Source organism: Methylobacterium sp. NPDC080182, from assembly GCF_050281105.1.
GTDB lineage: Bacteria > Pseudomonadota > Alphaproteobacteria > Rhizobiales > Beijerinckiaceae > Methylobacterium.
On record NZ_JBNNWO010000008.1, the window covers coordinates 37,566 to 64,552 of the forward strand.

The window sequence follows — 26,987 nt, forward strand, 5'->3', positions numbered from 1 at the left end:
CGCCCGCCTCAGATCAGAGCGGGATGTTGTCGTGCTTCTTCCAGGGCTGCTCCATCTTCTTGGTGCGGAGCATCCCGAGGGCCTTGGCGATCCGGCGGCGGGTCGAGTGCGGCATGATCACCTCGTCGATGTAGCCGCGCTCGGCCGCCACGAAGGGCGAGAGGAACCGGTCCTCGTACTCGCCGGTGCGCGCCGCGATCTTCTCCGGGTCGCCGATCTCACTGCGGAAGATGATCTCGACCGCGCCCTTCGCGCCCATCACGGCGATCTGCGCCGTCGGCCACGCGTAGTTCACGTCCGCGCCGACGTGCTTCGACGCCATGACGTCGTAGGCGCCGCCGAAGGCCTTGCGGGTGATGATCGTGACCAGCGGCACCGTCGCCTGCGAGTAGGCGAAGAGCAGCTTGGCGCCGTGCTTGATCAGGCCGCCGTATTCCTGCGCCGTGCCCGGCAGGAAGCCCGGCACGTCCACGAAGGTGACGATCGGGATGCCGAAGGCGTCGCAGTAGCGCACGAAGCGCGCGGCTTTCCGCGAGGCGTCCGAATCGAGCACGCCCGCGAGCACCAGCGGCTGGTTGGCCACGAAGCCGACGGTCCGGCCCTCGATCCGGCCGAACCCGGTGATGATGTTGCGCGCGTAGGCGGACTGGATCTCGAAGAAGTCGCCCTCGTCCACCACGCGGCGGATCAGCTCGCCCATGTCGTAGGGCTTGTTCGGGTTGTCGGGGATCAGCGTGTCGAGGGACGCGTCGATCCGGTTGACGTCGTCGAAGCTCTCGAGCTCCGGCACGCCGTCGATGTTGTTCGCCGGGAGGAAGTCGAGGAGGCGGCGGATCTGGAGGATCGCCTCGACGTCGTTCTCGAAGGACCCGTCGGCGATCGACGACTTGGTCGTGTGGACCTTGGCGCCGCCGAGTTCCTCGGCGGTCACGACCTCGTTGGTGACGGTCTTCACCACGTCGGGGCCGGTCACGAACATGTAGCTCGTGTCGCGAACCATGAAGATGAAGTCGGTCATGGCCGGCGAGTAGACGTCGCCGCCCGCGCAGGGACCCATGATCACCGAGATCTGCGGGATGACGCCCGAGGCCATGACGTTGCGGCGGAACACCTCGCCGTAGCCGCCGAGCGCCGCGACGCCCTCCTGGATGCGCGCGCCGCCGGCGTCGAAGATACCGATGATCGGGGCGCGCATCTTCAGCGCCATGTCCTGAACCTTCACGATCTTCTGGGCATGCGCCTCGGACAGCGAGCCGCCGAACACCGTGAAGTCCTTCGAGAAGAGGAAGACCGTGCGGCCGTTGATCGTGCCCCAGCCGGTCACGACGCCGTCGCCGGGGATCTTCTGCTTCTCCATGCCGAAATCGGTGGAGCGGTGCTGCACGAACATGTCGAACTCCTCGAACGACCCGTGGTCGAGGAGGAGTTCGATGCGCTCGCGCGCCGTGAGCTTGCCGCGCTTGTGCTGGGCCTCGACGCGCTTCTCACCGCCGCCGAGCCGGGCCTGCGCCCGCCGCTCTTCGAGCTTGTCGAGGATGTCCTTCATGGCTGTTCCCGCCCTTCCCCTGCCTGTGACCTGCGACCCGGATCGGGCCGGGTCCAAGCTTATGCGTTCACCGATCGAGCGCCCTTAGCACGCGCTTTTCGGGTGGCAAACCGACGCGGGGAGCCGCGGGATCAGACCTTCGGGGGATAGGGATGATGGTGGACGGTGCAGGGATCGAACCTGCGACCTTTCCCGTGTGAAGGGAACGCACTACCGCTGTGCTAACCGTCCGTACCGGCGTGCTGCCTGAGCGCACGCCATCGCCGCTCGCCCGTGGGGGCGCCGCGACCCGGTGGCGGGCCTTCTAGAGCGCGGCGGGCCGCGACGTCAAGCGCGGCCGGCGATGTTGGCTGACAGCCGGACGAGCGTTCGAGCAGGCGTCCAGATACGCACCGCACTCGGCGGAGCGCCGCCGTCGCCGGCCCGGGGCACGCCGACGTGCGCGTGCGTGAGGTTGACAAGGGCGCCGGCCGGGTGCGCTGTGCGGGCATGCACGATGGGCCAGCGGGCGCGAAGCCCGGCAGCGACGTGACGGTGGAGGGCGCGGCGAGGCCAGGACGGCCGCGCGTCGCGATCACGTACTGCACCCAATGCAACTGGCTGCTGCGCTCCGCCTGGATGGCGCAGGAACTCCTCTCGACGTTTCGCGATGATCTGGGCGAGGTCGCCCTCGTCCCGGCCACGGGGGGCGCTTTCAACATCCAACTGGACGGGGTGCTCCTGTGGGAACGGGTGCGCGACGGCGGTTTCCCGGACGTGAAGGCGCTGAAGCAGCGCGTGCGCGACCACCTCGACCCGACACGCGATCTCGGTCATATCGACCGGTCATGAGGCGAGGGAACGGCGACGAGCCCGCGTGGCACCGCGGGCCGGGGACGGACCCCGCTTGAGTCCGGACCATCACGCCGAGGGCGCGGGCGTCCCCGCGGTGATTCCCGCGCGCCGTTCCTGGCTGTCGCGGCGGCTGCACCGCTTCGGGCGAAACGGCTTCTCGACTCAGGTCTACCTGATCGCGCTGGTGATCGCGCTGATCGGCCCCGGCCTGCTGTTCACCAGCATCCTGCTGATGCGCTACGCCTCCGCCGAGCGGGCACGGTTCGAGCAGGACGCCCGCGAGAACGTGCGCGGCATCGGCCTGTCCCTGGACCGCGACACTGCCGGTCTCGTGTCGGTGCTGCAGACTCTGGCGACCTCACCGCGGATCCGGCAGGGCGACTTCGAGGCGTTCGACGCCCAGGCGCGCCTCGTCCGCGAATCGATCGACCTGGACGTGCTCCTGCGCCGGCCCAACGGGCAGGAGATGGTGAATACCGGCGTGCCGCGCGGCGCGCCGATGCCGGTCGTGACGCTACCCTTCGACCAGGATCTGGCCCGCGGCACGCAGCGCGCCATGGTGAGCGGCTACGTGCCGGGCCCGATGCCGAGCGAGGCCACCTACGCGGTCGGCGTGCCCGTCATGGTCGACGGCGAGGTCGGCTACATCCTGAGCTTCACCGTTCCCCTGTCACGCCTGCAGGGCATCCTATCCCGGGAAGTCGTCCCGGGCTGGACGACGGGGATCAGCGACAGGTCGGGCATCGTCCTGGCGCGCCTGCCCGATCCCGAGGCGGTGGTCGGCAAGCAGCGCCTCGCCAGCCTCCGCCAGGTGCAGTCGTCGACGCCCGGGGTCTGGGAAGGCCAGGATCGCCAGCACAAGCCGGTGGTGGTGATCGAGGCGCGCTCGCGGCTCACCGGCTGGATGGTCGCGACCAGCATCCCGCAGGCTCTCGTCGACGCGCGGGTGCGGCGCTGGATCTGGGCCTTCGCGGGCTTCGGCCTGCTGGTGCTGGCCACCTCGTCGCTCCTGGCGGTGAACCTCTGGTCGCGGGTCTCGCGCCCCCTCCGGCTGCTGGCCGCTTCGGGGCCTGCCCTGGCCCGGGGCGAGGCGATCCCGCGCGTGTCGTCGCCGGTCCACGAGATCCAGCGGCTCGGCGTCGTGCTGTCGGAGGCGTCTCTCCGGCTGCGCACCCGGGAGGAGGAGCGCGACCGGGCGCTCGCCGAGACAAAGCGCGGCCTGAGCGCCCTGAGCGAATCCGAGGCGCGCTTCCGGCACATGGCCGATTCGGCGCCGGCCCTGATCTGGATGACCGACGAGACCGGCGCGGTCAGCTTCGCCAACCTCCATTTCGAGCACCTGTTCGGGCTGCCGGCCGCACGGTTCAACGACGACGGCTGGCACCAGATCGTGCATCCCGACGACCTGGAGAATTTCCGCAGCGCCTTCACGGAGGCGTTCGAGGCCCGGATCCCGTTCCGCACGGAGGCGCGGGTGATCGACCGGACGGGCGCGGTGCGCTGGCTCCAGTGCGAGGGCGTGCCGCGGCTCGACGACGCCCAGAACTTCCTGGGCTACACCGGCTGCAACATCGACATCACCGACACGAAGAACGCCGAGGAGCACCTCCTGCTCTTGATCCACGAGTTGAACCACCGGGTGAAGAACACCCTGGCGACGGTGCAGTCGATCGCGGCCCAGTCGCTGCGCGGGCTGGAAGGCGCCGAGGCCGACGCGGCGCGCGCCGCCTTCGAGGCGCGCCTCCTCGCCCTGGCGCGGGTGCACGACGTGCTGACCCGGGAGAGCTGGGAGGGAGCGGAACTCTCCGCCGTCGTGGCGGACGCGATCCGGCCGCTGGAGGCCGGCGACGGCCGGGCCTCGCGGTTCCAGGTTCAGGGACCGGCCCTGCGGCTGCCGCCGCGGCTCGCGCTGTCCATCGCCATGGCCCTGCACGAGCTCGGCACAAACGCCGTGAAGTACGGCGCGCTCTCGACCGAGGGCGGCACGGTCGAGATCTCCTGGACGGTGCGGCGCCTGGATGAGATGCAGCTCTCGCTCCGCTGGTCCGAGCGCGGCGGCCCGCCGGTGAAGAAGCCGACGCGGACCGGATTCGGCTCGCGCCTGATCGAGCGCAGTCTGGCGCGCGAGCTCGCCGGCGAGGTGGTGCTGAACTACGAGCCGACCGGCGTGGTGTGCACCATCGACGCCCCGGTGCCGCCGCCGGGCCTGCTCGAGCGCAAGGGCGTCGCCGCCCCGACGCGGATCGCGCCGCTGCCGCTCGCCGGGTAGGCCACACGGCGCGGCGCGCGCCCCTCAGTGGTACGGATCGGCAGCGTCGCGCAGGCCGTCACCCATGAAGTTGAAGGCGAGCACCGTCACCAGCACGGGCAGGACCGGCAGAAGCAGCCAGGGGTAGAGCTGCACCGCCGCGAGATTCTGCGCCTCGTTGAGCAGCACGCCCCAGCTGGTCACCGGCGGTCTGAGTCCGAGGCCCAGGAACGACAGGGCGGTCTCGCCGAGGATCATGGTTGGGATCGACAGCGTCGCCGACGCGATCAGGTGGCTCATGAAGTTCGGGATCAGGTGACGGCCGATAACCCGGGTCGGCGAGGCGCCCATCAGCTCGGCGGCCTGGACGAAATCCTCCTCCCGCAGCGCCAGGAGCTTCCCGCGCACCGCCCGCGCGAGCCCCGGCCAGTCGAGCAGGCCGAGGATCACCGTGATGCCGAAGAAGATCAGCAGCGGGCTCCAGTTCGGCGGCAGCGCCGCCGACAGGGCGAGCCAGAGCGGCAGCTCCGGCAGGGAGCGCACCACCTCGATCAGCCGCTGCACCCCGGCATCGACGACGCCGCCGAAATAGCCCGCGATCCCGCCGAAGAAGAGCCCGAGCGCGAACGAGATGGCGACGCCCACGAGGCCGATGGTGAGGGAGATCCGGGCCCCGTAGATCATGCGCGAGAACAGGTCACGCCCGAGCTTGTCGGTGCCGAGGAGGAACAGCGTGCCGTTCTCCGGCGGGCAGACGAGGTGCAGGTCGGTGCGGACGAGCCCCAGCCAGTCGTAGCCGTCGCCCCGGCAGAGGAAGCGCAGCGGCTGCGGGGCGGCGGCGTCCACCTTGTAGTCCCGGCGGAACGTGTCGAGGTCGAGATGGGCCCGGTAGGGATAGACGAACGGCCCGACGAAGCGGCCCTCGTGGAACAGGTGCACGCCCTGTGGCGGCGCGTAGAGGAAGTCGCCGTTGCGGCGGGCCTGTCCATAGGGCGCGAGCTGCTCGACGAACGGCACGGTCGCGTAGAGCGCGAGCAGGATCAGGGCCGAGGCCACGGCGAGGCGGTGGCGCAGGAACTTGCGGAGGATGAGCCGCCACGCGGAGGCCGTGGCGACCGGGCTCTCGGTCCGGGCCTCCGGCTCGAAGGGCGCCGGATCGACGAAGTGTCCGGATGCGGGCAGCGCGTCGGTCATCGCGGGGCGAGTCATCGCAGGCCCATGCGGATGCGCGGATCGAGCCAGACCAGGATCAGGTCCGAGATCAGCATGCCGACGAGGGTGAGGGCCGCGACGAACATCAGGATGAACCCGGCCATGAACTGGTCCTGGCTGCGCAGGGCCTCGAGGAGCAGCGGCCCGACGGTCGGCAGGCTGAGCACCAGGGAGACCAGCACCGACCCCGAGACGAGGTGCGGGAGCAGGTTGCCGATATCCGCGACGAACGGGTTGAGCGACATCCGGAACGGGTATTTCAGCAGCGCCTGCAGGGGCGGCAGGCCTTTGGCGCGGGCGGTCACCGTGTAGGGCTTGGCCAGCTCGTCGAGCAGGTTGGCGCGCATGCGCCGGATCATGGCCGCGGTGCCGCCGAGACCGATCACCAGCGTCGGCACGATCAGGTGCGCCAGGAGCGAGCGGACCTTCTCCCAGGTCCAGGGCTGGTTGGTGAGAGCCGAATCGTAGAGGCCGCCGATCGACAGCCCGAACCACCGGTTGGCGTAGAACAACAGGATCAGGGCGAGCAGGAAGCCCGGCACGGCGAGGCCGACATAGCCCAGCAGGGTGACGACGGCGTCGCCGAGCGTGTTCCGGTGCGTCGCGGAGTAGATCGCCGCCGGGATCGCCACGAGGTGGACGAACACCACCGCCGTCAGATTGATCAGCAGGGTCAGCCACAGGGCGTCGCCGACGACGTCCGCCACCGGCTTGTCGTACTCGAACGACCAGCCCCAGTCGCCCTGGAGCAGCCCGGAGAACCCGACCGATCCGGGCAGCACGCCGATCCACATCAGGTACTGCTGCCAGACCGGCCGATCGAGCCCGTACTGCTTGATGAGCAGCTCCGCCTTCGCCACGGAGCTCGCGTCGCCGGTGGCCCGCAGCTCCATGATCCGGTTGGTCAGGTAGTCGCCCGGCGGCAGCTTGATGATCACGAAGACGAGCGCCGAGATGACCAGCAGCGTCACCGCCATCGTGACGACGCGGCGGAGGATCTGGACGATCACCGGGCCTCCGCGCGCTTGTCGGCGCCGGTTTCGGTGCCCTTGTCCCAGAACAGCTCGTCGAGGCGCTGCACGCCGATCATCGCGGTGGGCTCCCAGGAATAGAGGGCGCGCTTCGGGAGGTTGATCAGGCGATCGGCGCCGACCACCGGCTGGAGCGCGCCCGCCACCGTGCCGATCACCCAGGTGTTGTGCGCGTGGTTCATCAGCATCTCGCGCCAGATCGCGGCCTGCCGGCCGGCATCGTCGGTGTGGCGCCACTCCCGGTCGAGCTCGATGAGGCGCTGGACCTCCGGTACGTCGCAGGGCTCGCCGCTCTTGCCGCGGCTCTCGACGTTCATGCTCCACAGCGGCCAGGAATAATGCTCCGGCTGGGCCGGGCTCAGCTCGGTCGGGGGCATGATCGCGGTCGGGACGGCAAGGTCGAGGCCCTGGGCGGCGACCATGACGGTCACGCCCGCGATCGAGCGCCGGTGCAGGTTCGTGCGCTCCTGCGGCTTGGTGATCAGGCGGATCCCGACCTCGCGCCAGAACTCCGTGATGAGCAGCAGCGCGTCGAGGACCATCTCGGCCTCGCCGTCGCTCTCCACCACCAGTTCCAGGGCGCGACCGCCGGGGAGCAGCCGCGTGCCGGAACCGTCGCGGGCCGTCAGCCCGATCTCGTCCAGAAGCTTGGCAGCCCGGGCCGGGTCGTAGGCGGCGTTGAGGGTCCGCATCTCGGGCTCGAACAGCGCGCTCTCGGGCACGATCGTGTCGTTGCCCTCGGTGCCCAGGCCGAACAGGAGCGTGTTGTTCAGGGTGCGCCGATCGATGGCGAGCGACAGGGCGTGCCGGTAACGCACGTCGCGGTTGAGCTGCCGCCACGCCGGATCCGTCGTGGTCAGGTTCGGGTAGAGCGCGATCTCCGAGCCGCGGGCCACGGGCCACAGGTTGGTGCGGTAGCGATGCGCCGCCTCACCCTCCTTGAGGCTCGGGATGTCGGGCATCATCAGGCCGCGGAACATCAGGTCGGCCTCGCCGGCATTGGTCTTGGCGACCAGGAGGCCCTGCGAGGCCACGTCCATCACGATGGAATCGACGTAGGGGAGCTGCGTGCCGGCCGTGTCGACCCGGTGGTAGCTGCGGTTGCGCTCGAACCGGAACCGGGTGGCCGGCGAGCGGGTCCGCGGGACCCAGCCCTGCAGGGTCGGGCAGTCCGGGTTGTTGAGCTCGTAATTGTCGTCGAGGCGATTGTGCAGGGCCGCCCAGCTGCGGAGCTTCAGCGCCTTGGCCTTCGCGTCGGCCACCTCCTTGCCGACGTAGCGGGCGTGGTACGGCTTGAGATAGTGCGACGGCCGGTAGATCAGCGGGTCGCGCGGCGCCGCCAGGGCCGGCAGGAACATCGGGTTCGGCCGGTCCCAGCTGTAGCGGACGGTGACCGGATCGAGGAATTCCACCTCCGGGAGCTTGCCGTCGACCCGGAAGAAGGCCGCGGGCCCGTCGGGGCTCAGGGCCTTCTCGTTGGCGACATCCTCCCAGTAGTAGCGGAAATCCTCCGCGGTGAACGGGTGACCGTCCGACCAGCGGTGGCCCTGGCGGAGCGTGAACGTGAAGCGGCCGCCCTCGACGTCGACGCGCTCCAGCACGTCGGGCCGCAGGTTGAGGTCGGCATCGTAGCCGACGAGGCGGGTGTAGCCGTAGACCGACAGGTAGCGGACGTCCCGCGCCTTGGCGATCAGGGTGCGGATCGTGCCGCCCGCGCTGCCGAGCCGGCGTCCGTGGGCGGCGAGGTCGGCCACGTAGGGGGTGGTCGGCGGGCCGGGCGCGTCGGCCGGCGGGGTGTCGGCGAAGGCCCGCGACGGCGCGCGCGACCAGATCAGGCTGGCGCCGAGCCCGGCGAGCAGGGCGCGGCGGGACACGGTGCTGTCGTTCCCGCCCCGCAGCGGGAGAGCGGACGGGGTGCCGTCCCGGATGTCCCAGGCCTTCATGAGCTGCCCCGCAACGTCACGGAGGTGAGCCGGGCGGGCGAGTAGCCGGTCGCCCTGTGCAGGTCGTCGAAGGCGTGGGACCGGGCGATCAACCCGGCGGCCTGCCGCACCAGGGCGTCGTCGGCCGGCTGCTCGAAATGGCGGCCGTTCCGCGTCCACCGGATCGGCTCCGGGCTGCGCTCGGGCCCGGTGATCATCGCGATGGTCGGGTGCGCGGGGCCGCCATGGGCGTGGATCCGGTGCCCGGCCGCGTCGTCGTCGAACAGCAGCCGGGTCAGACCGCGCGCCCGCGCCTCCACGACCCGCCGGCCCTGGGCGACGTGGTCGTCGAAGAACGCCACCGTCCGCGCCGGGTCGAGCATGCACCAGTCGGCGGTCGACCAATCCGCCGTGCTGTAGCGGGCCTGCCGGTCGCGGTACTGCAGGCCCGACAGGTCCGGATCGTGGCAGAAGATCTGCGCCTGCGGGCGGGCCTGCCGGATCACCCAGGTCGTGAGCCCGCGGAAGACGCCCGATTCGATCACGAAGTCGGGCTTCAGCGCCCGCATGGCGACGTAGAGCTGCAGCGCGCCGTTGAAGCCGCTGCCGCCGCGCCGCTGCCGGACGGGGGCGGTGGGTATCAGCGCCCAGAACGCCCGGACCTGCTCCAGCACGTTGCCGTCGGGGATGAGGCCGGCGGCGGCGAGATCGCGTTCCAGGATGGCGGCGGCCGATTCGAGCAGGGTGGCGACTTCCCGCGGCGAGGTCGGCCGGTGGGTCCAGTCGGGGGCGGCCGGGACGAGGTCGTAGCCCAGGCGGTCGAAGAACGGCGAAAGCACCTTGCGGCGCAGGCGCTCCAGCATCACGGGCGGCCGGGCCTGCATCACGCGGCCTCCGCGCTGTGGGCGGCGCTGAAGCGCACCCGGTGTCCGGTCTCGACCGGGCGCATCGCCCCGGCCTCGTCGGGGGCCAGGCGGAACGGCTCCTCCCAGCGGGTCGGGTCGTTGCGGTCGGAGGCGACGGCCGCGAAGTCGAGGGGATGGTCCAGGCTCGGATCGGGCACGGCGGCGAGCAGCGCCCGCGTGTAGGGATGGACGGGCCGGCGGAACAGGGCCGCGCGGGGCGCCTCCTCGACGATGCGGCCCCGGCACATCACGCTGATCGTGTCCGCCATGTAGTCGATCACTGCCAGATTGTGGGAAACGATGAGGTAGGAGAGGCCCAGGGCGGCCTGGAGATCCTTGAGCAGGTTCAGGATCTGCGCCTGGACCGAGACGTCGAGGGCCGAGACCGGTTCGTCGAGCACCAGCAGCCGCGGCTTCGGGGCCAGCGCCCGGGCGATCCCGATGCGCTGCCGCTGCCCGCCCGAGAAGGCGTGCGGGTACCGGCCGAGGAAGCTCGGCTCCAGGCCGACCATGGCCATCAGGGCGCGGCAGCGCTCCCGCCGCTCCGCCGCCGGGACGCCGTGGATCTCCATGGGCTCCGACAGGATCTGCCGGACGGTCATGCGCGGATCGAGGGACGCGTAGGGGTCCTGGAACACGAACTGGACCGTGCGGCGATAGGCGAAGAGGGCGTCGCCGCTCAGGCCGTGGACGTCCCGCGGGCCGCTGCCGTCGTCGAACAGGATCCGCCCGGAATCCGGCCGGAGCGCCCGCATGATCATCTTCGAGACCGTGGTCTTGCCCGACCCGGACTCGCCGACGAGCCCCAGCGTCTGGCCCGCCGCCAAACTCAAGGAGACGTCGGACACGGCGTGGACGATCCGCGGCTTCTGCCACAGCCGACCGGCGCGCAGTGTGAAGCTCTTACTCACCCCCTCCACCTGGAGGATCGGCCCGCCCAGGGGCGCGGGCGCCTGGCCGGGCGGGATCTCGGCCTTGGCCGGGCGGATCGGCGTGAGCCGCTCGCCGGGCGCCATGTCGAAGCGCGGCACCGCGTGGAGGAGCGCGCGGAGGTAGGCGTGGCCCGGCGCGCGCATCACCGTGTCGCGCGGGCCCGCCTCGACGAGGCGTCCGCGATAGAGGACGGCGACGTCGTGGGCGATGTTGGCGACCACGCCGAGGTCGTGGGTGATCAGCAGGATCGCCATCCCGGTCTCCTCCTGGAGCCGGGCCAGCAGGGCGAGGATCTGGGCCTGGGTGGTGACGTCCAGCGCGGTGGTCGGCTCGTCGGCGACGAGGAGGGCGGGTTTCAGGATCAGCGCCATGGCGATCATGGCGCGCTGGCGCAGGCCGCCGGACAGCTCGAACGGGTAGGTCCGCAGGGCGCGGTGCGGGTCCGGGAAGCCGACCCGGGCCAGCGCCCCCTCGGTCCGGGCATCGGCCTCCTTGCGGTCGGCCCCGGTGTGGATGCGCAGCGCCTCGCCGATCTGGTCGCCCACCGTGTGGAGCGGTGACAGGCAGGTCATGGGCTCCTGGAAGATCATGGCGATGCGCTGGCCACGGATCGCCCGCATCGCCTCGCCCTCGGAGGGGAGCCGCGCGATGTCGGCCTCGACTTCGCCGTCCCGGAACAGGATCTGACCGCGGGTGATGGCGGCGGAGGGCGGCAGGATCCGCAGAATCGCCTGGGCGGTCACCGACTTGCCCGAACCGGACTCGCCGACCAGGGCGAGGGTGCGGCCGCGGTGAACGTCGAGGGACAGGCCGTGCAGCGCCTCGAACGGACCGCTCTCCGTGCGGAACGCGACCGCGAGGTCGCGGATGGACAATAGCGGGCTCAACCCGTCCTCGCGATCTGTGAGACCTGAGACTTAGATGCCGCCGGCCCCTTGTCCATCGCGGACGCGCCGAAGTGCGCCCGAACATCCACGACCTGTATCGCCGGGTGCCGCAGGAGGTTGGCCACCAGCGCGCCGACGAAATCCCAGACGGCCTCGTCGTGGACGCGGTGGTGCGTCAGAAGGCCGAGCGACCGCTCCGGCGCGCCCGCGATGTCGGCGGCGAGGCCGCGCAGCAGGGCTTCCGGATCGCGCAGGGACCGGCTGCCCCGCCAGTCGATCGGATCGAGGGTGGCATCGAGCCGGCGCAAAACCGGGATCGACGGGCCGGGCACGGCCGAGAGGCCGCGATAGCCGAGATCCGGCAGGGCGGCGGCGAGTTCCGGCGCGACGCGGTTCCACGGCGGTACGAAGACAGGCAGCAGCGAGCCTTCCGGCAGACGCTGCCGGGCGATCCGGAGGCCGGCAGCGGCGTCGGCGACCAGGGTGTCGAGAGGGCGGTGCGCGCCGAACTCGGCCCGCTTCTCGCCCGGCGGAGCGTGGTTGTGGTGGGCGAGGCCGTGGACGGCGACGGATACACCGGCAGCCGCTTCGAGCCGCCGCGGCAGCGAGGCGTCGATGCCGGCCGGGATCGCGGCGAGGAGCAGCGGGACGCCGTGGTGCTCGGCGAGACCGATGAGGCGGTCGAGGTCCGGACCGCCCGCGACCGCGTCGTCGTCGCGCCAGAACAGCGGCACGCGCAGGCCCCGCGCCGCGACGGCGTCGAGAGCACGACGGAGAGCGTCGAGGGCCGGCTCGGCCGGCTTAGCCCGGACGGGGCGCGATCGCTCGCCCCCGCGGAGGGATTCGACCAGCGCGACCGTGCGCGCTGCGCCGTCCCGATCGATCCCGGAATCGCCGGGCGCGGGGAGGACGCCCCGCGACGCGATGGCCTCCACCAGGGTCCCGGGCGTCAGCTCCGATTCCGGCAGCACCCGGGCGAGTCCCCGGGCTGCGAGGCGCTCGGCGCGCAGGCGCTGCTCGGTCTCGCCGCCGGCCTCGAAGGGCACGAGGACAGCGGGTGTGCCGGTGGCGAGGAGATCGACGGCCGTGTTGTAGCCGCACTGGCTGACCGAAAGGGCGGCGCCGGCCAGGAGCGCGCGATAGTCCGGCTGGGCGCGACCGAGGATGCCGGGCGCGAGACCGTGACCGATCTCGGACAGCTCGGCCTCGGGGACGCCGTGGCCGGCCAGGATCCGCCAGCCGAGATCCGGCCGAAGCCGGGCCGCGCCTGCGGCCGCGCGCAGCAGGACCAGCCCGGCCGGTCCGGATCCGGCGGCGACCACCACGCCGGAGCGGCGCGAGGCCGGCGCGGGCACGGTCCCCTCGTCCACGTAGCCGGTGTAACGCACCTTCGCGGCGGTGGCCGCGTCGAGGGGCCACGAGGCCTCGAGGGGGATCAGGGCCGGGTCGCCGTGCACCAGCACGGCGTCGTAGAGGTCCGCCACACGCGCGTGCGCCTCGGCGATCCGCTCCGGCTTGGTCGAGGCCACGAGGACGTCGCGCACGGAGGCGAGGACGAGCGGGCGCGGCCGCCGGGCGCGGGCCGCGTCCACCAGGGCGAGGAACTCGGCCGCCAGGGCGCGCCGGCCGAACGGGAACAGCTCGGTGATCACCGCGTCAGGCTCGAAGGCCGCCAGGGTGTCGACCATCAGGGCTCGGCGGCGTTCGAGGAGCGCCGGCCCGGCCGGGCGTCCGTCGGGGTCCAGCAGCGTCGAGAAGTCCGTGCCGGCGATCCGGAGCGGCGGCAGCTGAACGCGGCGCAACCCGTCCTGTCGGACCATCGGTGCCGGGACGCCGCCCGAGACCAGCATCGTCTCGTGGCCGGCCGCCGCGAAGGCGCGGGCGATGGCGGCCGCGCGGGTGAGGTGCCCCGCGCCGAGCAGATGCGTGACCGCGATCAGGACGCGCACGCGGACAACTCCGATTCGCGGGCGACCGCGCCCTGCGGCAGACCCGCGGACGCGCGCAGCCGGCCGGCGATCAGCGCGATCGCCGCTTCCTCGGAGAAGTCCTGCACGAGCCGGGCCAGGGCAGCCGCGCCGAGCCGCTGACGGAGGCCCGGATCGCCCGCGAGACGGACCAGGGCCTCGGCCAGCGCCGCCGGCTCGCCGGGCGGCGTCAGGACGCCGTGGACACCGTCGGTGATGAATTCCGGCGTGCCGGCGAAGGCGGTTGCCAGGATCGGGAGCGCCTGGCTCGCGGCCTCCATCAGCACGTTCGGCAGGCCGTCGCGATCGCCGCCGGGGGCGGGCTTCGTCGGCAGGACGAAGAGGTCCGCCGCGCGCATGGCCTCGACCACCGCGGGCTGCGCCAGGGCGCCGCGGAAGCGGACCCGCTCCGCCAGGCCGCAGGCAGCGACACGGGCCTCCAGGGCTTCGCGCCGCTCGCCGCTGCCGATCAGGTCGAGCCGCCAGTGCAGGTGCGCGGGCAGGGCGGCGAGGGCGTCGATGAGGTCGTCGTGCCCCTTCTTGGCGACGAGCCGGCCGACACAGAGGAGCCGGAGGGGGCGGTCCGGGTCCGTTCCGTCGCGCGGCTCGCGCGGCGGCGGCGCGTCGGGGAACCGGGCGAGATCGAGCCCGTGATAGGCGAGCAGCGTCCGGCCCGGGGCGAGGCTGTCGAGCCGGGCGAGGCCGTCACGGGTGCAGGTCACGCCCCATTCGGCGTCGCGCAGCTTCTCGGACAGTTCCCAGTCGGGCGTGGTCCAGATGTCCTTGGCGTGCGCCGAGAAGCTCCACCGGCGCCCGGTCAGGAGCGCGGCGTAGCGGGCGACGCTGGCCGGCGTGTGCAGGAAGTGCACGTGGATATGGGCGACCTCGGCCGGCAATTCCCGGGCGAGGACCAGGGCCTGCCCGAGGCGCCGCAGCCGCGACGCCGTCGGGTCGCGCCGGAGATCGCGGGCGAACAGCGCCAGGAGCGCGGGCAGGTTCGGCCGCCGGAGCGCGGCGCCGACGCCCCGGAGCACCCGCAGCGGCGCGTCGCGCAGGTACTCGGGCAGGTAGGCGGCCTCCGCGCGGATCTGCGCGTGCATCGGATGGCGGGCCCGATCAGTCGGGCGCCGGAGGGACCAGATCTCGAGAGCCAGGCCGCACCGTTCCAGCGCCAGCAACTCCTGCGCGATGAAGGTCTCGGAGAGCCGCGGATAGCCCTTCAGCACCACGGCGACCCGCTTGGTGCTCACGAATAGGCCTGCAGGTACGGCCGGGCCGCGACGTCCGCGCCGCCGCGGGCGGTCAGCGCCCGGACGCGACGCGCGACCGCGTCGAGGCCGTCGAGGAGACCCGGCACCAGAACCCGCGACGGCGGGTCCTGTCCCGGCAGGTCGCGGAGCGCCGCCGCCATGCGCCCGGGCGCCCGGCCTTCCGCCTCCATCAGCACCCGCGCGAGGCCGAGCCGCTCGGCCGCCAGCGCCCGGATCGCCTGTTCCCGCCGCGGCTCGGTCCGGGGCACGAGGATCGCCCGGCGGTCGAAGGACAGGATCTCGCAGAACGTGTTGTAGCCCCCCATGGCGACGACGCCGGCCGCCTTGCGCATCAGGAACTCGATCTCGCTGTCGAAGGTGATGGCCGCGATCCGGTCACCGAGGCGGCGGATGCGCGCCATGAACCCGTCGCGGATGCCGGCATCGAGGAAGGGACCGAAGGCGATGAGCGCGGGCAGGGGGATCGCGGGATCGGCCTCGTAGGCGGCGATCACCCAGTCGATCAGGGCCGCCCCGTCGCCGCCGCCGCCCGGCGTCACCAGGATGAAGGGGCCGTTCGCGATCGGGGGCTCCTCGCGGCCGGCGCGGCGCTCCGGGAGGTCGCGGCGGAGATAGCCGGTGTAGATCAGGCGCCCGTCGATGCGGGCGGCCATCTCGGGCTCCATCGGCAGCGCCGCCAGGGGCTCGTGGATCCGGCTCAGCCCGTACACCCAGATCTCGTCGTAGAAGCGCGCCATCGTCTCGGCCGCGCCCTTGCGCTCCCATTCGGGGACGAGGCGGTCGGCGTCGTCGAGGACGTCGCGCAGGCCCAGGACGAGGCGGATGTCGCGGGCCGCGGCCTTCTCCAGCACCGGCAGCAGCTCGCCGTGGAAGCCGCCCGGCTCCTTGTCGACGATGATCAGGTCGGGCCGGAAGGCGTCGCAGGCCTGGGCGATGATCGCGGAACGCTGCGCGACGGTGCGCGCCAGCGGGGTCGCGCCGTCGAGGCTGGCGTAGCCGCCGTCGGCGAACTTGGTCACCGGCGGCAGCCTGACCGTCCGGACGCCCGCCGCGAAGGCGAAGCGGTCGACCACCGGGGAGCCCGAGACGATCATCGCCCGGGCGCCGCGGTTGCACGCCACGATCGCGTTGGCGATCGCCCGCGAGCGGCGCAGATGGCCGAGCCCGAAGGTATCGTGGCTGTAGATCAGGACGCGCGGGGCCGGAGACGCCTCGTCCAGTCGCATCGATGTGATCGCCCCGGTTTGACGGCGCGAGGATCGCAGCCGCCGCCCTCTTGCACAAGCCGGGCCGGGTCGCAAACACCCCTGTTAACGGGCCCGGAACCGCGCGCGCCTAGGCTGCCGCGGAATCCGGACGCGGAAATCCTCCGTCATGCCAGCGCCCATCGAGACCCGCGTGCCGGGCTCACCGACAGCACGCGCCGCCGCGCTCCGGTCGGATCTCGCGCATCTCCTGAGCAGCGATGACCGGCTGTTCGCCTTCGGCAGGCGGGCGGCCTGGGTGCTGCTGCCGCTCGGCCTCGCCATGGTCCTCCTCGTCTACGGGACCGGCCCGGACCCGCGGCGCAACTGGTACGGCGACCCCCTCGGCAACGACTTCGTCCAGGTCTGGGTGGCGGGCCGGTCGGCGCTGGAGGGGCGGGGGGCGGACCCCTACAACCTGCCGGTGCACCTGGCGAACCTGAAGGCGGCCTGCGGGCAGGCGTGCCGGTTCGCGTGGCACTATCCCCCGGTGTTCCTCCTGCCGGCGGCCGCGATGGCACTGCTGGATCTGCAGCCGGCCTACCTGCTCTGGACCGCGCTCTCCCTCGCCCTGTTCGCGCTCGCGATGCGGGTCGCGGCCGGCCGGCGGGACGCGGCCCTCGTCGCGCTCGCGCACCCGCTCGTGCTCTGCAACCTCGTCTACGGCCAGAACGGCCTGTTCACCGCGTCGCTGCTCACCCTCGGCGCGGTGCTCGTCGATCGCCGACCGTGGCTCGCCGGGCTCTGCTTCGGCCTGCTGGCCTACAAGCCGCACTTCGCGGCGCTCGCCCCCCTGCTCCTGCTGGTGACGGGACGGCGCGCGTGCCTGGCCGCCTGCGCGTCGACGGTGCTGGCCCTCTGCCTCGCGTCGCTGGCGCTGTTCGGGACGCCGCCCTGGAACGGCTTTCTCGGCACGCTCGGGGACACGAACCGGATCATCCTGCAGAACGCGGCGGCGAGCCTCAACCTCAACGCCAGCGCGTTCGGCGCGGTGCGCCTGCTCGGCGGCTCGATGGCCGCCGCCTGGACGGCGCAGGGTCTCGTCGCCGTACTGGCGCTCGGCCTCGCCTTCCGCGCCTGGTCCCGGCCCACCGACCCGACGCTGCGCGCGGCCGCGCTCCTCGTCTCCGCGCCGCTGCTGTCGCCGTACCTCCCGGTCTACGACCTGGCGCCCCTCGTACCGGCCGTGCTCCTCCTGGCGCTCGCCGCGCACCGCGCGGGCGGCCTGCGGCCGCGCGAGCGGGCCCTGCTCTGCGCGGTGCCGCTCTTCGCGGTCGTCCGGGAATCGGCCGCGCTGACCGGCTTCCCCCTCGGCCTCGTGCTGAGCATGGCGACCTTCGCCTGCATCGCGGGGCGCGTCATGCCGCAAAGCGTCACCCCGAGCCGACGGCGATCCGGGACGGGGGGCGCCGAGGCCCTCACGGAGCCAGCGGCCGCGGGATCCGGAAGGGCAGCATGAGTCGCACCATCGGGTTGCGGAACCGGTCGAGCGACAGGCTCTCGTGCACGGCCCGGACCGGCTCGCCGCCCAGAGTCGAGGCGAGCAGCGAGCGGGCGTAGAACGGCGTGTCCTCGTAGGTCGCGAGCACCCGCGAGCGGCCGCCGTCGCTGCGGGTCTCGCGCGGCATCCGCCAGAAGCGCGTCGCCGGGAGCGCCGCGCCGGGCGGCGGCCGGATCTCGCGGCGGCTGCCGTCCGCGGAAAACCGGAGCGACAGGTTCTGGCCGCCGCCGTCGCGGTGATGGACGTCGTAGAGGATCGCCGCGCCGTCCGGCAGGTCGGCCCGGCACCATGTCCACCGCGAGAAGGCGGCCTCCAGCGGTTCGTCGCCGTCGTTGGTGTCGAAGTAGCCGCTCCCGCTCCAGCGAAGGTCCGGCGCGTCGAAATCCACCTCGACCCGCGAGGACGGCGACATCGGCCACCAGCGGTGGCGCCCGGCCCGGTCGAGATGGAACGGGCCGCCCGTGAACCCGCGCGGCTCGAGACGCACGGTGCCGCGGATCCTCCGGGGCAGGGGCGCGCCGCGCTCGTCGATCCGCACCGTCAGCGCCGTGCCGTCCCAGTGCATGGCGCTGGGTCCGACGGCGATGTGGTCGGCGCTGCGCGACAGGCTGGTTGCGCGGCGCTCGGTCATGGCGAAGCGGCCGCGGTCGCCGTAGAGCACCACGTTCATGGCGCAGTGGGCGAAGGGGTCCTTCTCGGCGCTCCAGGCGTAGTAGGGCGAGAACACGCTGCCGATGAAGGCGATGATCGTGAGGCCCTGGCGGCCGTCGTCGCTCACCGCATCGACGTACCACCACGCGTAGCCGCCCCGCGCGACCGCGCCATCGAATCGCGGTCGTCCAGGATCGCTGCCGCTGCCAGCCGCCCCGACTGCGCCGCCATCGGCACGCCCGGGCCGGGATGGATCGAGCCCCCCGCGAGATAGAGGCCCGGCACCGCCGTCCGCGCGCCCGCGCGCTTGAAGGTCGTCGCCCATCCCTGCGCCGCCCGACCGTAGAGGGCTCCGCCCGTCCCGGGGAAGAGGGCGTCGAAGTCCCGCGGCGTCGTCGTGACCGCCGACGACGTGAAGTCCAGGGTGAGCCCGCAGGCCTCCAGCCGGCGGATCAGGTTCCTCTCGCATCTCTCGATCTCCGGCGGCTGAAGGGGGCGCTCCCGGCCATCCGCCGGAGCGTTGACGAGCAGGAGCAGGCGTTCCGGCCCCCGCGGCGCGGCGCCCGCCGCGTCCCGGTCCTGGGCACAGACGTAGACGGTCGGGTCGTCGGGCAGGCGGCGGGCGCGCAGGAGCGCGTCGAACTCGGCCCGGTAGTCGCGCGAGAAGAACACCGTGTGGTGCGCCAGCGGGAAACCCGCCGGCACCGCCTCCGCGCAGAGCGTGACCGCGGAGAGCGAGCGCTCGCCGGGCGCGAGCCGCTCGCCGGCGGCGGCCGCATCGGGCCCGAGCAGCCCCGCCCCCAGGGCCGCGCAGTCCGCGTTGCAGACGACGTAGTCGGCGGCCACAGTCGTGCCGTCGCTCAGGCGCACGCCGGTGACGCGGCCGCCGTCCGCGAGGATTCGCGCGACCTCCGCGCCGTACCGGAAGGTCGCGCCGCGCTCCGCCGCCAGATCGGCCACCGCCCGCGCGAGGCCGCTGAGCCCTCCCGCGACGGTCCAGACGCCGGCCTGCTCCACGTGGGCGACGAGCATCAGCGTCGCCGGTGCCGTGAAGGGCGAGGCGCCGCAATAGGTGGCGTAGCGGCCGAACAGCTGGAGCAGCCGCGGGTCGCGAAAGTACGCCCCCAGCGCCGACCAGAGCGTCGTGAAGGGCTGGATTCGCCAGAGATCGCCGAGGCCCGAGAGCCCGACCCGCTGCGCGAGGCCGGCGGGACCCGTCCGGCCCTCGCGGATGAAGGGCCCTTCGAGGGTGCGGTAGACCTCTGCGGAGCGGGCGCAGAAGCGCCGGTAGCCGTCCGCCTCGCGCGGTCCCGCGAAGGCCGCGATCGCGTCCGCCGACGCGTCGATATCGGCGAAGAGGTCGAGACGCTCGTCCCGGCTCCAGGCGTGACGGGCGAGGAGCCTTGCGGGTGACAGGGCGACCCGGTCGCCGAGATCCGTCCCGCACTCGGCGAACAGCTCCTCGAGAACCCAGCGCATCGTGAAGACCGTCGGACCGGCCTCGACGGCGCGGTCCCCGACCGGGACGGCGCGCATCTTCCCGCCGGGCTGCGGCGCGCGCTCGAGGATTGTCGTCTCGAAACCGGCATGGGCGAGCCGCAGGGCGGCGGCGAGGCCACCGATCCCGGCACCGATCACGACGACGCGCTCCTGCGCCACGGCCGCTCCGAACTGCCCCACCACGGGATTGATCTCCCCTCCGCAAAGTGTCAATAAGAAATGACACCTGTTGCTGACAACCGCATACAACACGGGAGGCAACGATATGGAGTCCGGTCGGCGGATCGAGATGGCGCTGGATCGCGCCGTTGCGCACGCGGAGGCGCCCGGCGCCCCGCCCCTTCTGGCGGAGGCTCTCCGCTACGCGGTGTTTCCCGGCGGCCATCGGATCCGGCCGCGCCTCTGCCTCTCGGTGGCCCGCGCCTGCGGCGACGACGACCCGGCGGGGTCCGTGGCGGCCGCCGCCGCTATCGAGCTCCTGCACTGCGCCTCGCTGGTCCACGACGACCTGCCGTGCTTCGACGACGCGCCGATGCGGCGGCAGAAGCCCTCCGTCCACGTCGCCTTCGGCGAGCCGATCGCCGTCCTGACCGGCGACGCCCTGATCGTCCTCGCCTTCGAGACCCTCGCGCGGTCCGTCGGGCCTCATCCGGCGCGCCTCGGGCGCCTCGTCGGACTCCTCGGCCGCGCCGCGGGGTCGCCGTCCGGCATCGCGGCCGGGCAGGCCTGGGAATCAGAGGCGCATATCAGCCTCAGCGACTATCAGCAGGCGAAGACGGGCGCCCTGTTCGCCGCCGCCACCGTGGCCGGTGCCGCGGCGGCGGGCGCGGATCCGGAACCCTGGCGCCGCCTCGGCGAGTGCCTCGGCGAGGCCTATCAGGTCGCCGACGACTTGCGCGACGTCGCCTGCCGGCAGGAGGAGATCGGCAAGCCCGCCGGGCGCGACGCGACGCTGGGCCGCCCCAACGCCGCCGCCCTGCTGGGGACCGGCGGCGCGATGGAGCGCCTGTCCCGGCTGACCCGCGAGGCGATCGCGGCGATCCCGCCCTGTCCGGGCGTGGCCACGCTCACCGCCGAGATCGAGGCGCAGGCGCGGCTGTTCCTGCCCGCGAGCCTGCGCGCGGTGGCGGTCTGAGCGCCGGATCGCTCCCCGGAACCGGCACGGTGCCGCCCGTTCCGCCCGCGTGGGCGGACAGGTGGCTCGCGTGGCGCAACCGCCTCGTCGCCAGCCCCCGGTTCCAGCGCTGGGCGGCGGGTTTTCCGCTGACGCGCCGCATCGCGCAGCGCAACACGCGCGCGCTGTTCGACCTCTGTGCCGGCTTCGTCTACGCGCAGGTCCTGACCGCCTGCATCCGCCTGGACCTGTTCGCGATCCTCGCGGAGGGCCCGCAGACGGTCGACGCGCTGGCGCGGCGGCTCGACCTCACGCCCGACGCGGCACGACGCCTGCTGCGCGCCGCCGAATCCCTCGGTCTGCTGCGCGCCCTGTCGAATGACCGATTCGGGCTCGCCGACTTGGGCGCGGCCCTCGTCGGCAATCCCGGCATCGCCGCCATGATCGAGCATCACGCGCTGCTCTACGCGGATCTCGCGGATCCGGTCGCCCTGCTGCGCGGACAGGCCCAGCCGACCCGCCTCGCGGGCTACTGGCCCTACGCGGCCGGGGCGACGGGCGACGCGCGCACGGTGGCTCCCTACAGCGGCCTGATGGGTGCCTCGCAGGCGCTGATCGCCGAGGATGTGCTCGACGCCTGCGACCTGTCGCGCGTCCGGCACCTCATGGATGTCGGCGGCGGCGAGGGCGCCTTCCTGCAGGCCGTGGCGGCGCGGCACGCCGGCCCCCGCCTGACCCTGTTCGACCTGCCGGCCGTCGCCGACCGCGCCCGAGCGCGCCTCGACCAATCCGGCCTCGGCGACAGGATCGCCTGCCGCGGAGGCGACTTCCACGGCGGGCTGCCCGCGGGCGCCGACACGATCACCCTGGTGCGGATCGTCCACGATCACGACGACGCGCCGGCCCAGGCACTGCTGCGGGCGGCCTACGCGGCGCTGCCGCCGGGCGGCACGCTGCTCATCGCGGAGCCGATGGCCGGGACGCCCGGCGCGGAGCCGGTCGGCGACGCCTATTTCGGCTTCTACCTCCTGGCGATGGGCTCCGGCCGGCCGCGCCGGGCCGAGGAGCTGCGCGCGATGCTCGCGGCCGCAGGTTTCACCGCCACGCACGAGCATCCGACACGTCGCCCCCTGCTCGCGCGGGTGCTGAGAGCTCAAAAAACAGGCCCAGCCAAGTAAGTGTGACTTGACGCTGACCTGTGTCTATCTAGGATGACACAAAGCGGCTTCGCACCAGAGAGAGTCGCAACGCAAAGGGTGGACACTTCCAGCCATGGACGCTCTGGCCGTCATTCTGGAAAACCCGGAGCACCTGTCGGTTCAGCGCCTGGCCCTGACGCCGCCCACTGACGCGGACGCGGTCGTGGCGGTGTCCTGGAGCGGGATCAGCACCGGCACCGAGCGCCTGCTCTGGTCGGGGCGGATGCCGCCCTTCCCGGGCATGGGCTACCCCCTGGTGCCGGGCTACGAATCCGTCGGGACGGTCGTGGAGGCGGATGCCGGCGCTTCGGTCCGGGTCGGCCAGACCGTCTACGTCCCGGGGGCCCGCTGCTTCGGCGCCGTTCGCGGCCTGTTCGGAGGCGCCGCGTCCCATCTAGTCGCACCGGCCGCCCGCCTCGTGCCGGTGGACGAGGCCCTCGGCGAGCAGGCCTGCCTCCTGGCCCTCGCGGCGACTGCCCATCGCGCCCTCGGGCGCCTCGCCCCCGGCGCGGCTCCGCTCATCGTCGGGCACGGCGTCCTCGGCCGGCTGCTCGCGCGGCTGACCCTGGCTGCGGGCGCCGCGCCCACCGTCTGGGAGACGGACCCCGTGCGCGCAGCCGGCGAGCACGGATACACCGTCGTCGCGCCCGACGCGGATCCCCGGCGCGACTACGCGACGATCACGGATGTCAGCGGCAACGCCGCCGGCCTCGACGACCTGATCGCCCGGCTCGCACCGGGGGGCGAGATCGTCCTCGCCGGGTTCTACGAGGCGCCCCTCAGCTTCGCTTTCCCGCCCGCCTTCATGCGCGAGGCCCGGATCCGGATCTCGGCCGAGTTCAGGCCCGAGGACACGGTGGCGGTGACGCGGATGATCGAGAGCGGCCGGCTCTCCCTCGACGGTCTGATTACCCACCGTGCCCCGGCGGCACAGGCCCAGGACGCCTACCGCACCGCGTTCGCGGATCCGGGCTGCCTGAAGATGATCCTCGACTGGAGGGACGCCGCGTGAATGTTCAGCTCAACAAGGCTGCCCTGTCCCAGGCGACTCAGCTCCGCGCCGAGGCCGCGATCGAGCCCGATGCCGTGTCCACCGCACCGGCGAAGAAAGAAACGCAGATCATCGCGATCTACGGCAAGGGCGGCATCGGCAAGTCGTTCACCCTCGCCAATCTCAGCTACATGATGGCCCAGCAGGGCAAGAAGGTCCTGCTGATCGGCTGCGACCCGAAGAGCGATACGACCTCGCTCCTCTTCGGCGGCAAGGCCTGCCCGACCATCATCGAGACGTCGACCAGGAAGAAGCTCGCGGGCGAGTCGGTCGCGATCGGCGACGTCTGCTTCAAGCGCGACGGCGTCTACGCCATGGAGCTCGGCGGTCCCGAAGTCGGGCGCGGCTGCGGCGGCCGCGGCATCATCCACGGCTTCGAGCTTCTGGAGAAGCTGGGCTTCCACGAGTGGGGCTTCGACTTCGTCCTCCTCGACTTCCTCGGCGACGTGGTCTGCGGGGGCTTCGGCCTGCCGATCGCCCGGGACATGTGCCAGAAGGTCATCGTCGTCGGCTCGAACGACCTGCAGTCGCTCTACGTCGCCAACAACGTCTGCTCGGCGGTGGAGTATTTCCGCAAGCTCGGGGGCAATGTCGGCGTCGGCGGCCTCGTGATCAACAAGGACGACGGCACCGGCGAGGCCCAGGCCTTCGCGGAGGCGGCCGGCATCCCGGTCCTGGCCTCGATCCCGGCCGACGAGGACATCCGCCGCAAGAGCGCGAATTACGAGATCATCGGCAAGCCGGACGGGCGCTGGGGCACCCTGTTCGCGGACCTCGCCGCCAATGTCGCGGAGGCCGCGCCGCACCGCCCGACGCCGCTCTCGCAGGACGGGCTGCTCGGCCTGTTCTCCAGCGAGACCACCGGCCGCGACGTCGTGCTGGTTCCGGCCACCCACGAGGACATGTGCGGCGTCGCCCACGTGTCCAAGCCGTCCCTCGAAGTCGTGTACGACGAGGTCTGACGCGCATGGCCGTCTCCCTCGACATCGCCGATCTGCGGGCCCGCAAGGCGCCGGCCACCATCGACCTCGCCGCGGCGCAGAGCGACGGCCTGGGTTGCCACGCCGGTAAGGACGCGATGGTGGCGGCCGCGGAAGCCGCCGGCCTATCGGAGACCCTGGCACAGCTGCGCGAGGATTATCCCCAGGGCCCGCACGACCAGCCGCAGAGCATGTGCCCGGCCTTCGGCTCGCTGCGGGTCGGTCTGCGGATGCGCCGCACGGCGACGATCCTGTCGGGCTCGGCCTGCTGCGTGTACGGCCTGACCTTCACGTCGCATTTCTACGGGGCGCGGCGCAGCGTCGGCTACGTGCCATTCAACTCCGAGACGCTCGTCACCGGCAAGCTGTTCGAGGACATCCGCGAGGCGGTCCACGCGACTGCGAAGCCGGAGGATTACGACGCCGTCGTCGTCATCAACCTCTGCGTTCCGACGGCCTCCGGTGTGCCGCTGCGCCTGCTGCCGAAGGCGATCGACGGCGTCCGGGTGATCGGGATCGACGTGCCGGGCTTCGGCGTCCCGACCCACGCCGAGGCCAAGGACGTGCTCGCCGGCGCCATGCTCAAGGTCGCCCGCGCGGAGGCCGAGCAGGGGCCCGTCGCCGCCCCCCGCGGTGGCCGTTCCGAGCGCCCGAGCGTCGCGCTGCTGGGCGAGGTCTTCCCGGCCGACCCGGTGGTGATCGGATCGCTCCTGGAGCCGCTGGGGCTGGCGGCAGGCCCGGTCGTGCCGACCCGGGAATGGCGCGAGCTCTACGCCGCCCTCGACTGCGCGGCGGTGGCGGCGATCCACCCGTTCTACACGGCCTCGATCCGCGAGTTCGAGGCGGCCGGCCGCCCGATCGTCGGCTCCGCTCCCGTGGGCGTCGACGGGACCGCCGACTGGCTCGACCGGATCGGCGAGGCCTGCGGCGTGCCCCGCGCCACCGTCGAGGCGGCCAAGAACCGGATCCTGCCCGGTATCCGCGGCGCGCTCGGCGCGATGCCGATCAAGGGGCGGATCACGCTCTCGGGCTACGAGGGATCGGAGCTGCTCGTGGCGCGCCTCCTCGTCGAGAGCGGCGCCGAAGTCCCCTATGTCGGCACCGCCTGCCCGCGCACGCCCTGGTCGGAGGCGGATCGCGACTGGCTCGAGTCTCGCGGAACGGAGGTCCGCTACCGGGCCTCCCTCGAGGATGATCTGTTCGCCTTCGAAGCGCTGAAGCCCGATCTCGCCATCGGCACGACGCCGGTGGTGCAGCGCGCCAAGGAGCGCGGCACGCCGGCGCTCTACTTCACCAACCTGATCTCGGCGCGCCCGCTGATGGGCGCGGCCGGCGCCGGGTCGCTCGCCACGGTGATCAACGCCGCCCTCGGCAACAGGGCGCGGTTCGACGCCATGCGCGACTTCTTCGAGGGCGTCGGCACCGGCCACGCCGCGGGCGTCTGGCAGGAGGTGCCGCAGAAGCGCCAGGGACCGAAGATCGAGGGCCCCAAGAAGCCGATCGGGGAGATGGCCTAATGCTCATCCTCGATCACGACAGGGCCGGCGGCTACTGGGGCGCGGTCTACGTCTTCACGGCGATCAAGGGCCTGCAGGTCGTCATCGACGGCCCCGTGGGCTGCGAGAATCTGCCGGTCACCTCGGTGCTGCACTACACCGACGCGCTGCCGCCGCACGAGCTGCCGATCGTGGTCACCGGGCTCGCCGAGGAGGAACTCGGCCGGCACGGCACCGAGGGCGCCATGAAGCGCGCCCACGCGACCCTCGATCCGGGCCAGCCCAGCGTCGTGGTCACCGGCTCCATCGCCGAGATGATCGGCGGAGGCGTGACGCCGGAGGGCACGGGGCTCCAGCGCTTCCTGCCGCGCACGATCGACGAGGACCAGTGGCAGGCCGCCGACCGGGCGATGCGCTGGCTCTGGCAGGAATACGGGGCGAAGAAGTTCGCCAAGAAGGGCATCCCGGCCCGGCCGGAGAAGAAGGCCGGCGAGAAGCCGCGGGTGAACCTCATCGGCCCGGCCTACGGCACCTTCAACATGCCGTCCGACCTCGCGGAGATCCGGCGGCTGGTCGAGGGGATCGGCGCCGAGGTGAACCTCACCTTCCCGCTGGGCGCCCACCTCGCCGACGTGCCGAAGCTGGTCAACGCCGACGCAAATATCTGCCTCTACCGGGAGTTCGGGCGGCTGCTCTGCGAGGATCTGGAGCGCCCGTACCTGCAGGCGCCGATCGGCATCCTGTCCACGACCAAGTTCCTGCGCTCGCTCGGCGAGATCCTGGGCCTCGATCCCGAGCCGTTCATCGAGCGGGAGCGGCACACCACGATCAAGCCGGTCTGGGACCTCTGGCGCTCGGTGACGCAGGACTTCTTCGGGACCGCGAGCTTCGGCATCGTCGCGACCGAGACCTACGCGCGCGGCGTGCGCCACTTCCTCGAAGACGAGATGGGCCTGCCCTGCCACTTCGCCTTCGGGCGCTCGGCCGGTCTGAAGCCCGACAACGCGGTCGTCCGCGCCGCCGTCGCGGCCAAGCCGCCGCTGGTGCTCTTCGGCTCGTTCAACGAGCGGATGTACCTCGCCGAGTGCGGCGCCCGAGCGACCTACGTACCGGCCTCGTTCCCCGGCGCGATCATCCGGCGGCACACCGGCACGCCGTTCATGGGATACGCCGGGGCGACCTACCTGGTCCAGGAGGTCTGCAACGCCCTGTTCGACACCCTCTTCCACATCCTGCCGCTCGCCCGCGACATGGACAAGGTCGAGGCAACTCCCACGCGGCGCCACGCCGAGCTGCCGTGGGACGAGGCCGCCCGGCAGGCACTCGACGCTCTCGTCGAGGCCCAGCCGGTGCTCGCCCGGATCTCCGCGGCCAAGCGCCTGCGCGACGCCGCCGAGCGGGCTGCCCGGGACACCGAGGCCGCCGCCGTAGCGCCCGCCCACGTGGCGCGGGCCCGGGCCGCCCTCGCGGGAGGAGTGCCCGCATGAGCCGCCTT

20 protein-coding genes and 1 tRNA gene are annotated in these 26,987 nt (G+C 72.5%); 9 read left to right on the top strand and 12 right to left on the bottom strand.

Translation table 11 applies throughout. The annotated features are described in order from the left end of the window. Window positions 1–13: 13 nt before the first annotated feature. Both ACQKQD_RS15145 and ACQKQD_RS15150 read right to left on the bottom strand, forming a co-directional pair. Window positions 14–1,546, bottom strand: coding sequence for an acyl-CoA carboxylase subunit beta (locus ACQKQD_RS15145; RefSeq protein WP_020091972.1), 1,533 nt, complete (start codon window positions 1,544–1,546; stop codon window positions 14–16). A 156-nt stretch (window positions 1,547–1,702) separates the two neighbouring features. After that, a tRNA-Val gene (locus ACQKQD_RS15150) sits at window positions 1,703–1,777 on the bottom strand. Between the two features lie 258 nt (window positions 1,778–2,035). Between ACQKQD_RS15150 and ACQKQD_RS15155 the strand changes: the two genes are divergently transcribed. Beyond that, window positions 2,036–2,377 carry a SelT/SelW/SelH family protein gene (locus ACQKQD_RS15155; RefSeq protein WP_234082982.1) on the top strand — a complete coding sequence of 114 codons (342 nt, stop codon included), beginning with the start codon at window positions 2,036–2,038 and terminating at the stop codon, window positions 2,375–2,377. Between the two features lie 55 nt (window positions 2,378–2,432). Continuing rightward, a complete protein-coding gene (locus ACQKQD_RS15160) occupies window positions 2,433–4,649 on the top strand; it encodes a sensor histidine kinase (RefSeq protein ID WP_427508761.1) in 2,217 nt (738 codons plus the stop codon). A gap of 24 nt (window positions 4,650–4,673) precedes the next feature. Here the strand turns inward: ACQKQD_RS15160 and ACQKQD_RS15165 are convergent, their stop codons facing one another. Genes ACQKQD_RS15165 through ACQKQD_RS15200 form a run of 8 tightly spaced genes read right to left on the bottom strand, consistent with a single transcriptional unit; the run spans window position 4,674 to window position 15,982 of the window. Next, window positions 4,674–5,822: an ABC transporter permease gene (locus ACQKQD_RS15165; protein WP_020091975.1), complete on the bottom strand. Its 1,149-nt coding sequence runs from the start codon at window positions 5,820–5,822 to the stop codon at window positions 4,674–4,676. Window positions 5,823–5,833: 11 nt separating this feature from the next. After that, window positions 5,834–6,850, bottom strand: a complete 1,017-nt coding sequence (locus ACQKQD_RS15170; protein ID WP_056528616.1) for an ABC transporter permease — start codon at window positions 6,848–6,850, stop codon at window positions 5,834–5,836. Beyond that, complete coding sequence (locus ACQKQD_RS15175) at window positions 6,847–8,814, bottom strand: ABC transporter substrate-binding protein (protein ID WP_100251207.1); 1,968 nt, start codon at window positions 8,812–8,814, stop codon at window positions 6,847–6,849. Before ACQKQD_RS15175 ends, ACQKQD_RS15170 begins: the two co-directional genes overlap by 4 nt. Next, window positions 8,811–9,677, bottom strand: coding sequence for a hypothetical protein (locus ACQKQD_RS15180; protein WP_427508762.1), 867 nt, complete (start codon window positions 9,675–9,677; stop codon window positions 8,811–8,813). The genes ACQKQD_RS15175 and ACQKQD_RS15180 overlap by 4 nt, the downstream gene beginning before the upstream one ends. After that, window positions 9,677–11,518 carry an ABC transporter ATP-binding protein gene (locus tag ACQKQD_RS15185; RefSeq protein ID WP_427508763.1) on the bottom strand — a complete coding sequence of 614 codons (1,842 nt, stop codon included), beginning with the start codon at window positions 11,516–11,518 and terminating at the stop codon, window positions 9,677–9,679. Before ACQKQD_RS15185 ends, ACQKQD_RS15180 begins: the two co-directional genes overlap by 1 nt. Beyond that, window positions 11,515–13,467 (bottom strand): glycosyltransferase, encoded by a 1,953-nt coding sequence (locus ACQKQD_RS15190; RefSeq protein WP_427508764.1) that lies wholly within the window; start codon window positions 13,465–13,467, stop codon window positions 11,515–11,517. The genes ACQKQD_RS15185 and ACQKQD_RS15190 overlap by 4 nt, the downstream gene beginning before the upstream one ends. Beyond that, the gene (locus ACQKQD_RS15195) at window positions 13,455–14,735 is read right to left on the bottom strand and encodes a glycosyltransferase family 4 protein (protein WP_427508765.1); all 1,281 of its coding nucleotides are present in this window, start codon (window positions 14,733–14,735) and stop codon (window positions 13,455–13,457) included. Before ACQKQD_RS15195 ends, ACQKQD_RS15190 begins: the two co-directional genes overlap by 13 nt. Continuing rightward, window positions 14,732–15,982 (bottom strand): glycosyltransferase family protein, encoded by a 1,251-nt coding sequence (locus ACQKQD_RS15200; protein WP_427508766.1) that lies wholly within the window; start codon window positions 15,980–15,982, stop codon window positions 14,732–14,734. Before ACQKQD_RS15200 ends, ACQKQD_RS15195 begins: the two co-directional genes overlap by 4 nt. A gap of 148 nt (window positions 15,983–16,130) precedes the next feature. On the opposite strand from ACQKQD_RS15200, the gene ACQKQD_RS15205 reads away from it, so the two are divergent. Next, on the top strand, window positions 16,131–17,459 hold the full coding sequence (locus ACQKQD_RS15205) for a glycosyltransferase family 87 protein (RefSeq protein WP_427508767.1): 1,329 nt from the start codon (window positions 16,131–16,133) through the stop codon (window positions 17,457–17,459). Here the strand turns inward: ACQKQD_RS15205 and ACQKQD_RS15210 are convergent. Next, entirely contained in the window at window positions 17,419–18,279 is an 861-nt protein-coding gene (locus tag ACQKQD_RS15210) for a carotenoid 1,2-hydratase (RefSeq protein ID WP_020091984.1), read from the bottom strand. The two genes, ACQKQD_RS15205 and ACQKQD_RS15210, sit on opposite strands and share 41 nt — an antisense overlap. Beyond that, on the bottom strand, window positions 18,276–19,811 hold the full coding sequence (gene crtD, locus ACQKQD_RS15215; RefSeq protein ID WP_427508888.1) for a 1-hydroxycarotenoid 3,4-desaturase CrtD: 1,536 nt from the start codon (window positions 19,809–19,811) through the stop codon (window positions 18,276–18,278). Before crtD ends, ACQKQD_RS15210 begins: the two co-directional genes overlap by 4 nt. A 106-nt stretch (window positions 19,812–19,917) precedes the next feature. Here crtD and ACQKQD_RS15220 point away from each other — a divergent pair, with 106 nt between their 5' ends. From ACQKQD_RS15220 to bchZ, 6 genes are all read left to right on the top strand, one after another. Then, the gene (locus ACQKQD_RS15220) at window positions 19,918–20,787 is read left to right on the top strand and encodes a polyprenyl synthetase family protein (RefSeq protein ID WP_091926646.1); all 870 of its coding nucleotides are present in this window, start codon (window positions 19,918–19,920) and stop codon (window positions 20,785–20,787) included. A 29-nt stretch (window positions 20,788–20,816) separates the two neighbouring features. Continuing rightward, the gene (locus ACQKQD_RS15225) at window positions 20,817–21,944 is read left to right on the top strand and encodes a methyltransferase (RefSeq protein WP_427508768.1); all 1,128 of its coding nucleotides are present in this window, start codon (window positions 20,817–20,819) and stop codon (window positions 21,942–21,944) included. Between the two features lie 94 nt (window positions 21,945–22,038). Further along, a complete protein-coding gene (gene bchC / locus ACQKQD_RS15230; RefSeq protein ID WP_091976542.1) occupies window positions 22,039–22,977 on the top strand; it encodes a chlorophyll synthesis pathway protein BchC in 939 nt (312 codons plus the stop codon). Next, window positions 22,974–23,978: a chlorophyllide a reductase iron protein subunit X gene (locus ACQKQD_RS15235; protein ID WP_020091989.1), complete on the top strand. Its 1,005-nt coding sequence runs from the start codon at window positions 22,974–22,976 to the stop codon at window positions 23,976–23,978. The genes bchC and ACQKQD_RS15235 overlap by 4 nt, the downstream gene beginning before the upstream one ends. A gap of 5 nt (window positions 23,979–23,983) precedes the next feature. Continuing rightward, window positions 23,984–25,513: a chlorophyllide a reductase subunit Y gene (bchY, locus tag ACQKQD_RS15240; RefSeq protein ID WP_427508769.1), complete on the top strand. Its 1,530-nt coding sequence runs from the start codon at window positions 23,984–23,986 to the stop codon at window positions 25,511–25,513. Then, complete coding sequence (gene bchZ, locus ACQKQD_RS15245; protein ID WP_427508770.1) at window positions 25,513–26,979, top strand: chlorophyllide a reductase subunit Z; 1,467 nt, start codon at window positions 25,513–25,515, stop codon at window positions 26,977–26,979. The genes bchY and bchZ overlap by 1 nt, the downstream gene beginning before the upstream one ends. Window positions 26,980–26,987 lie beyond the last annotated feature (8 nt).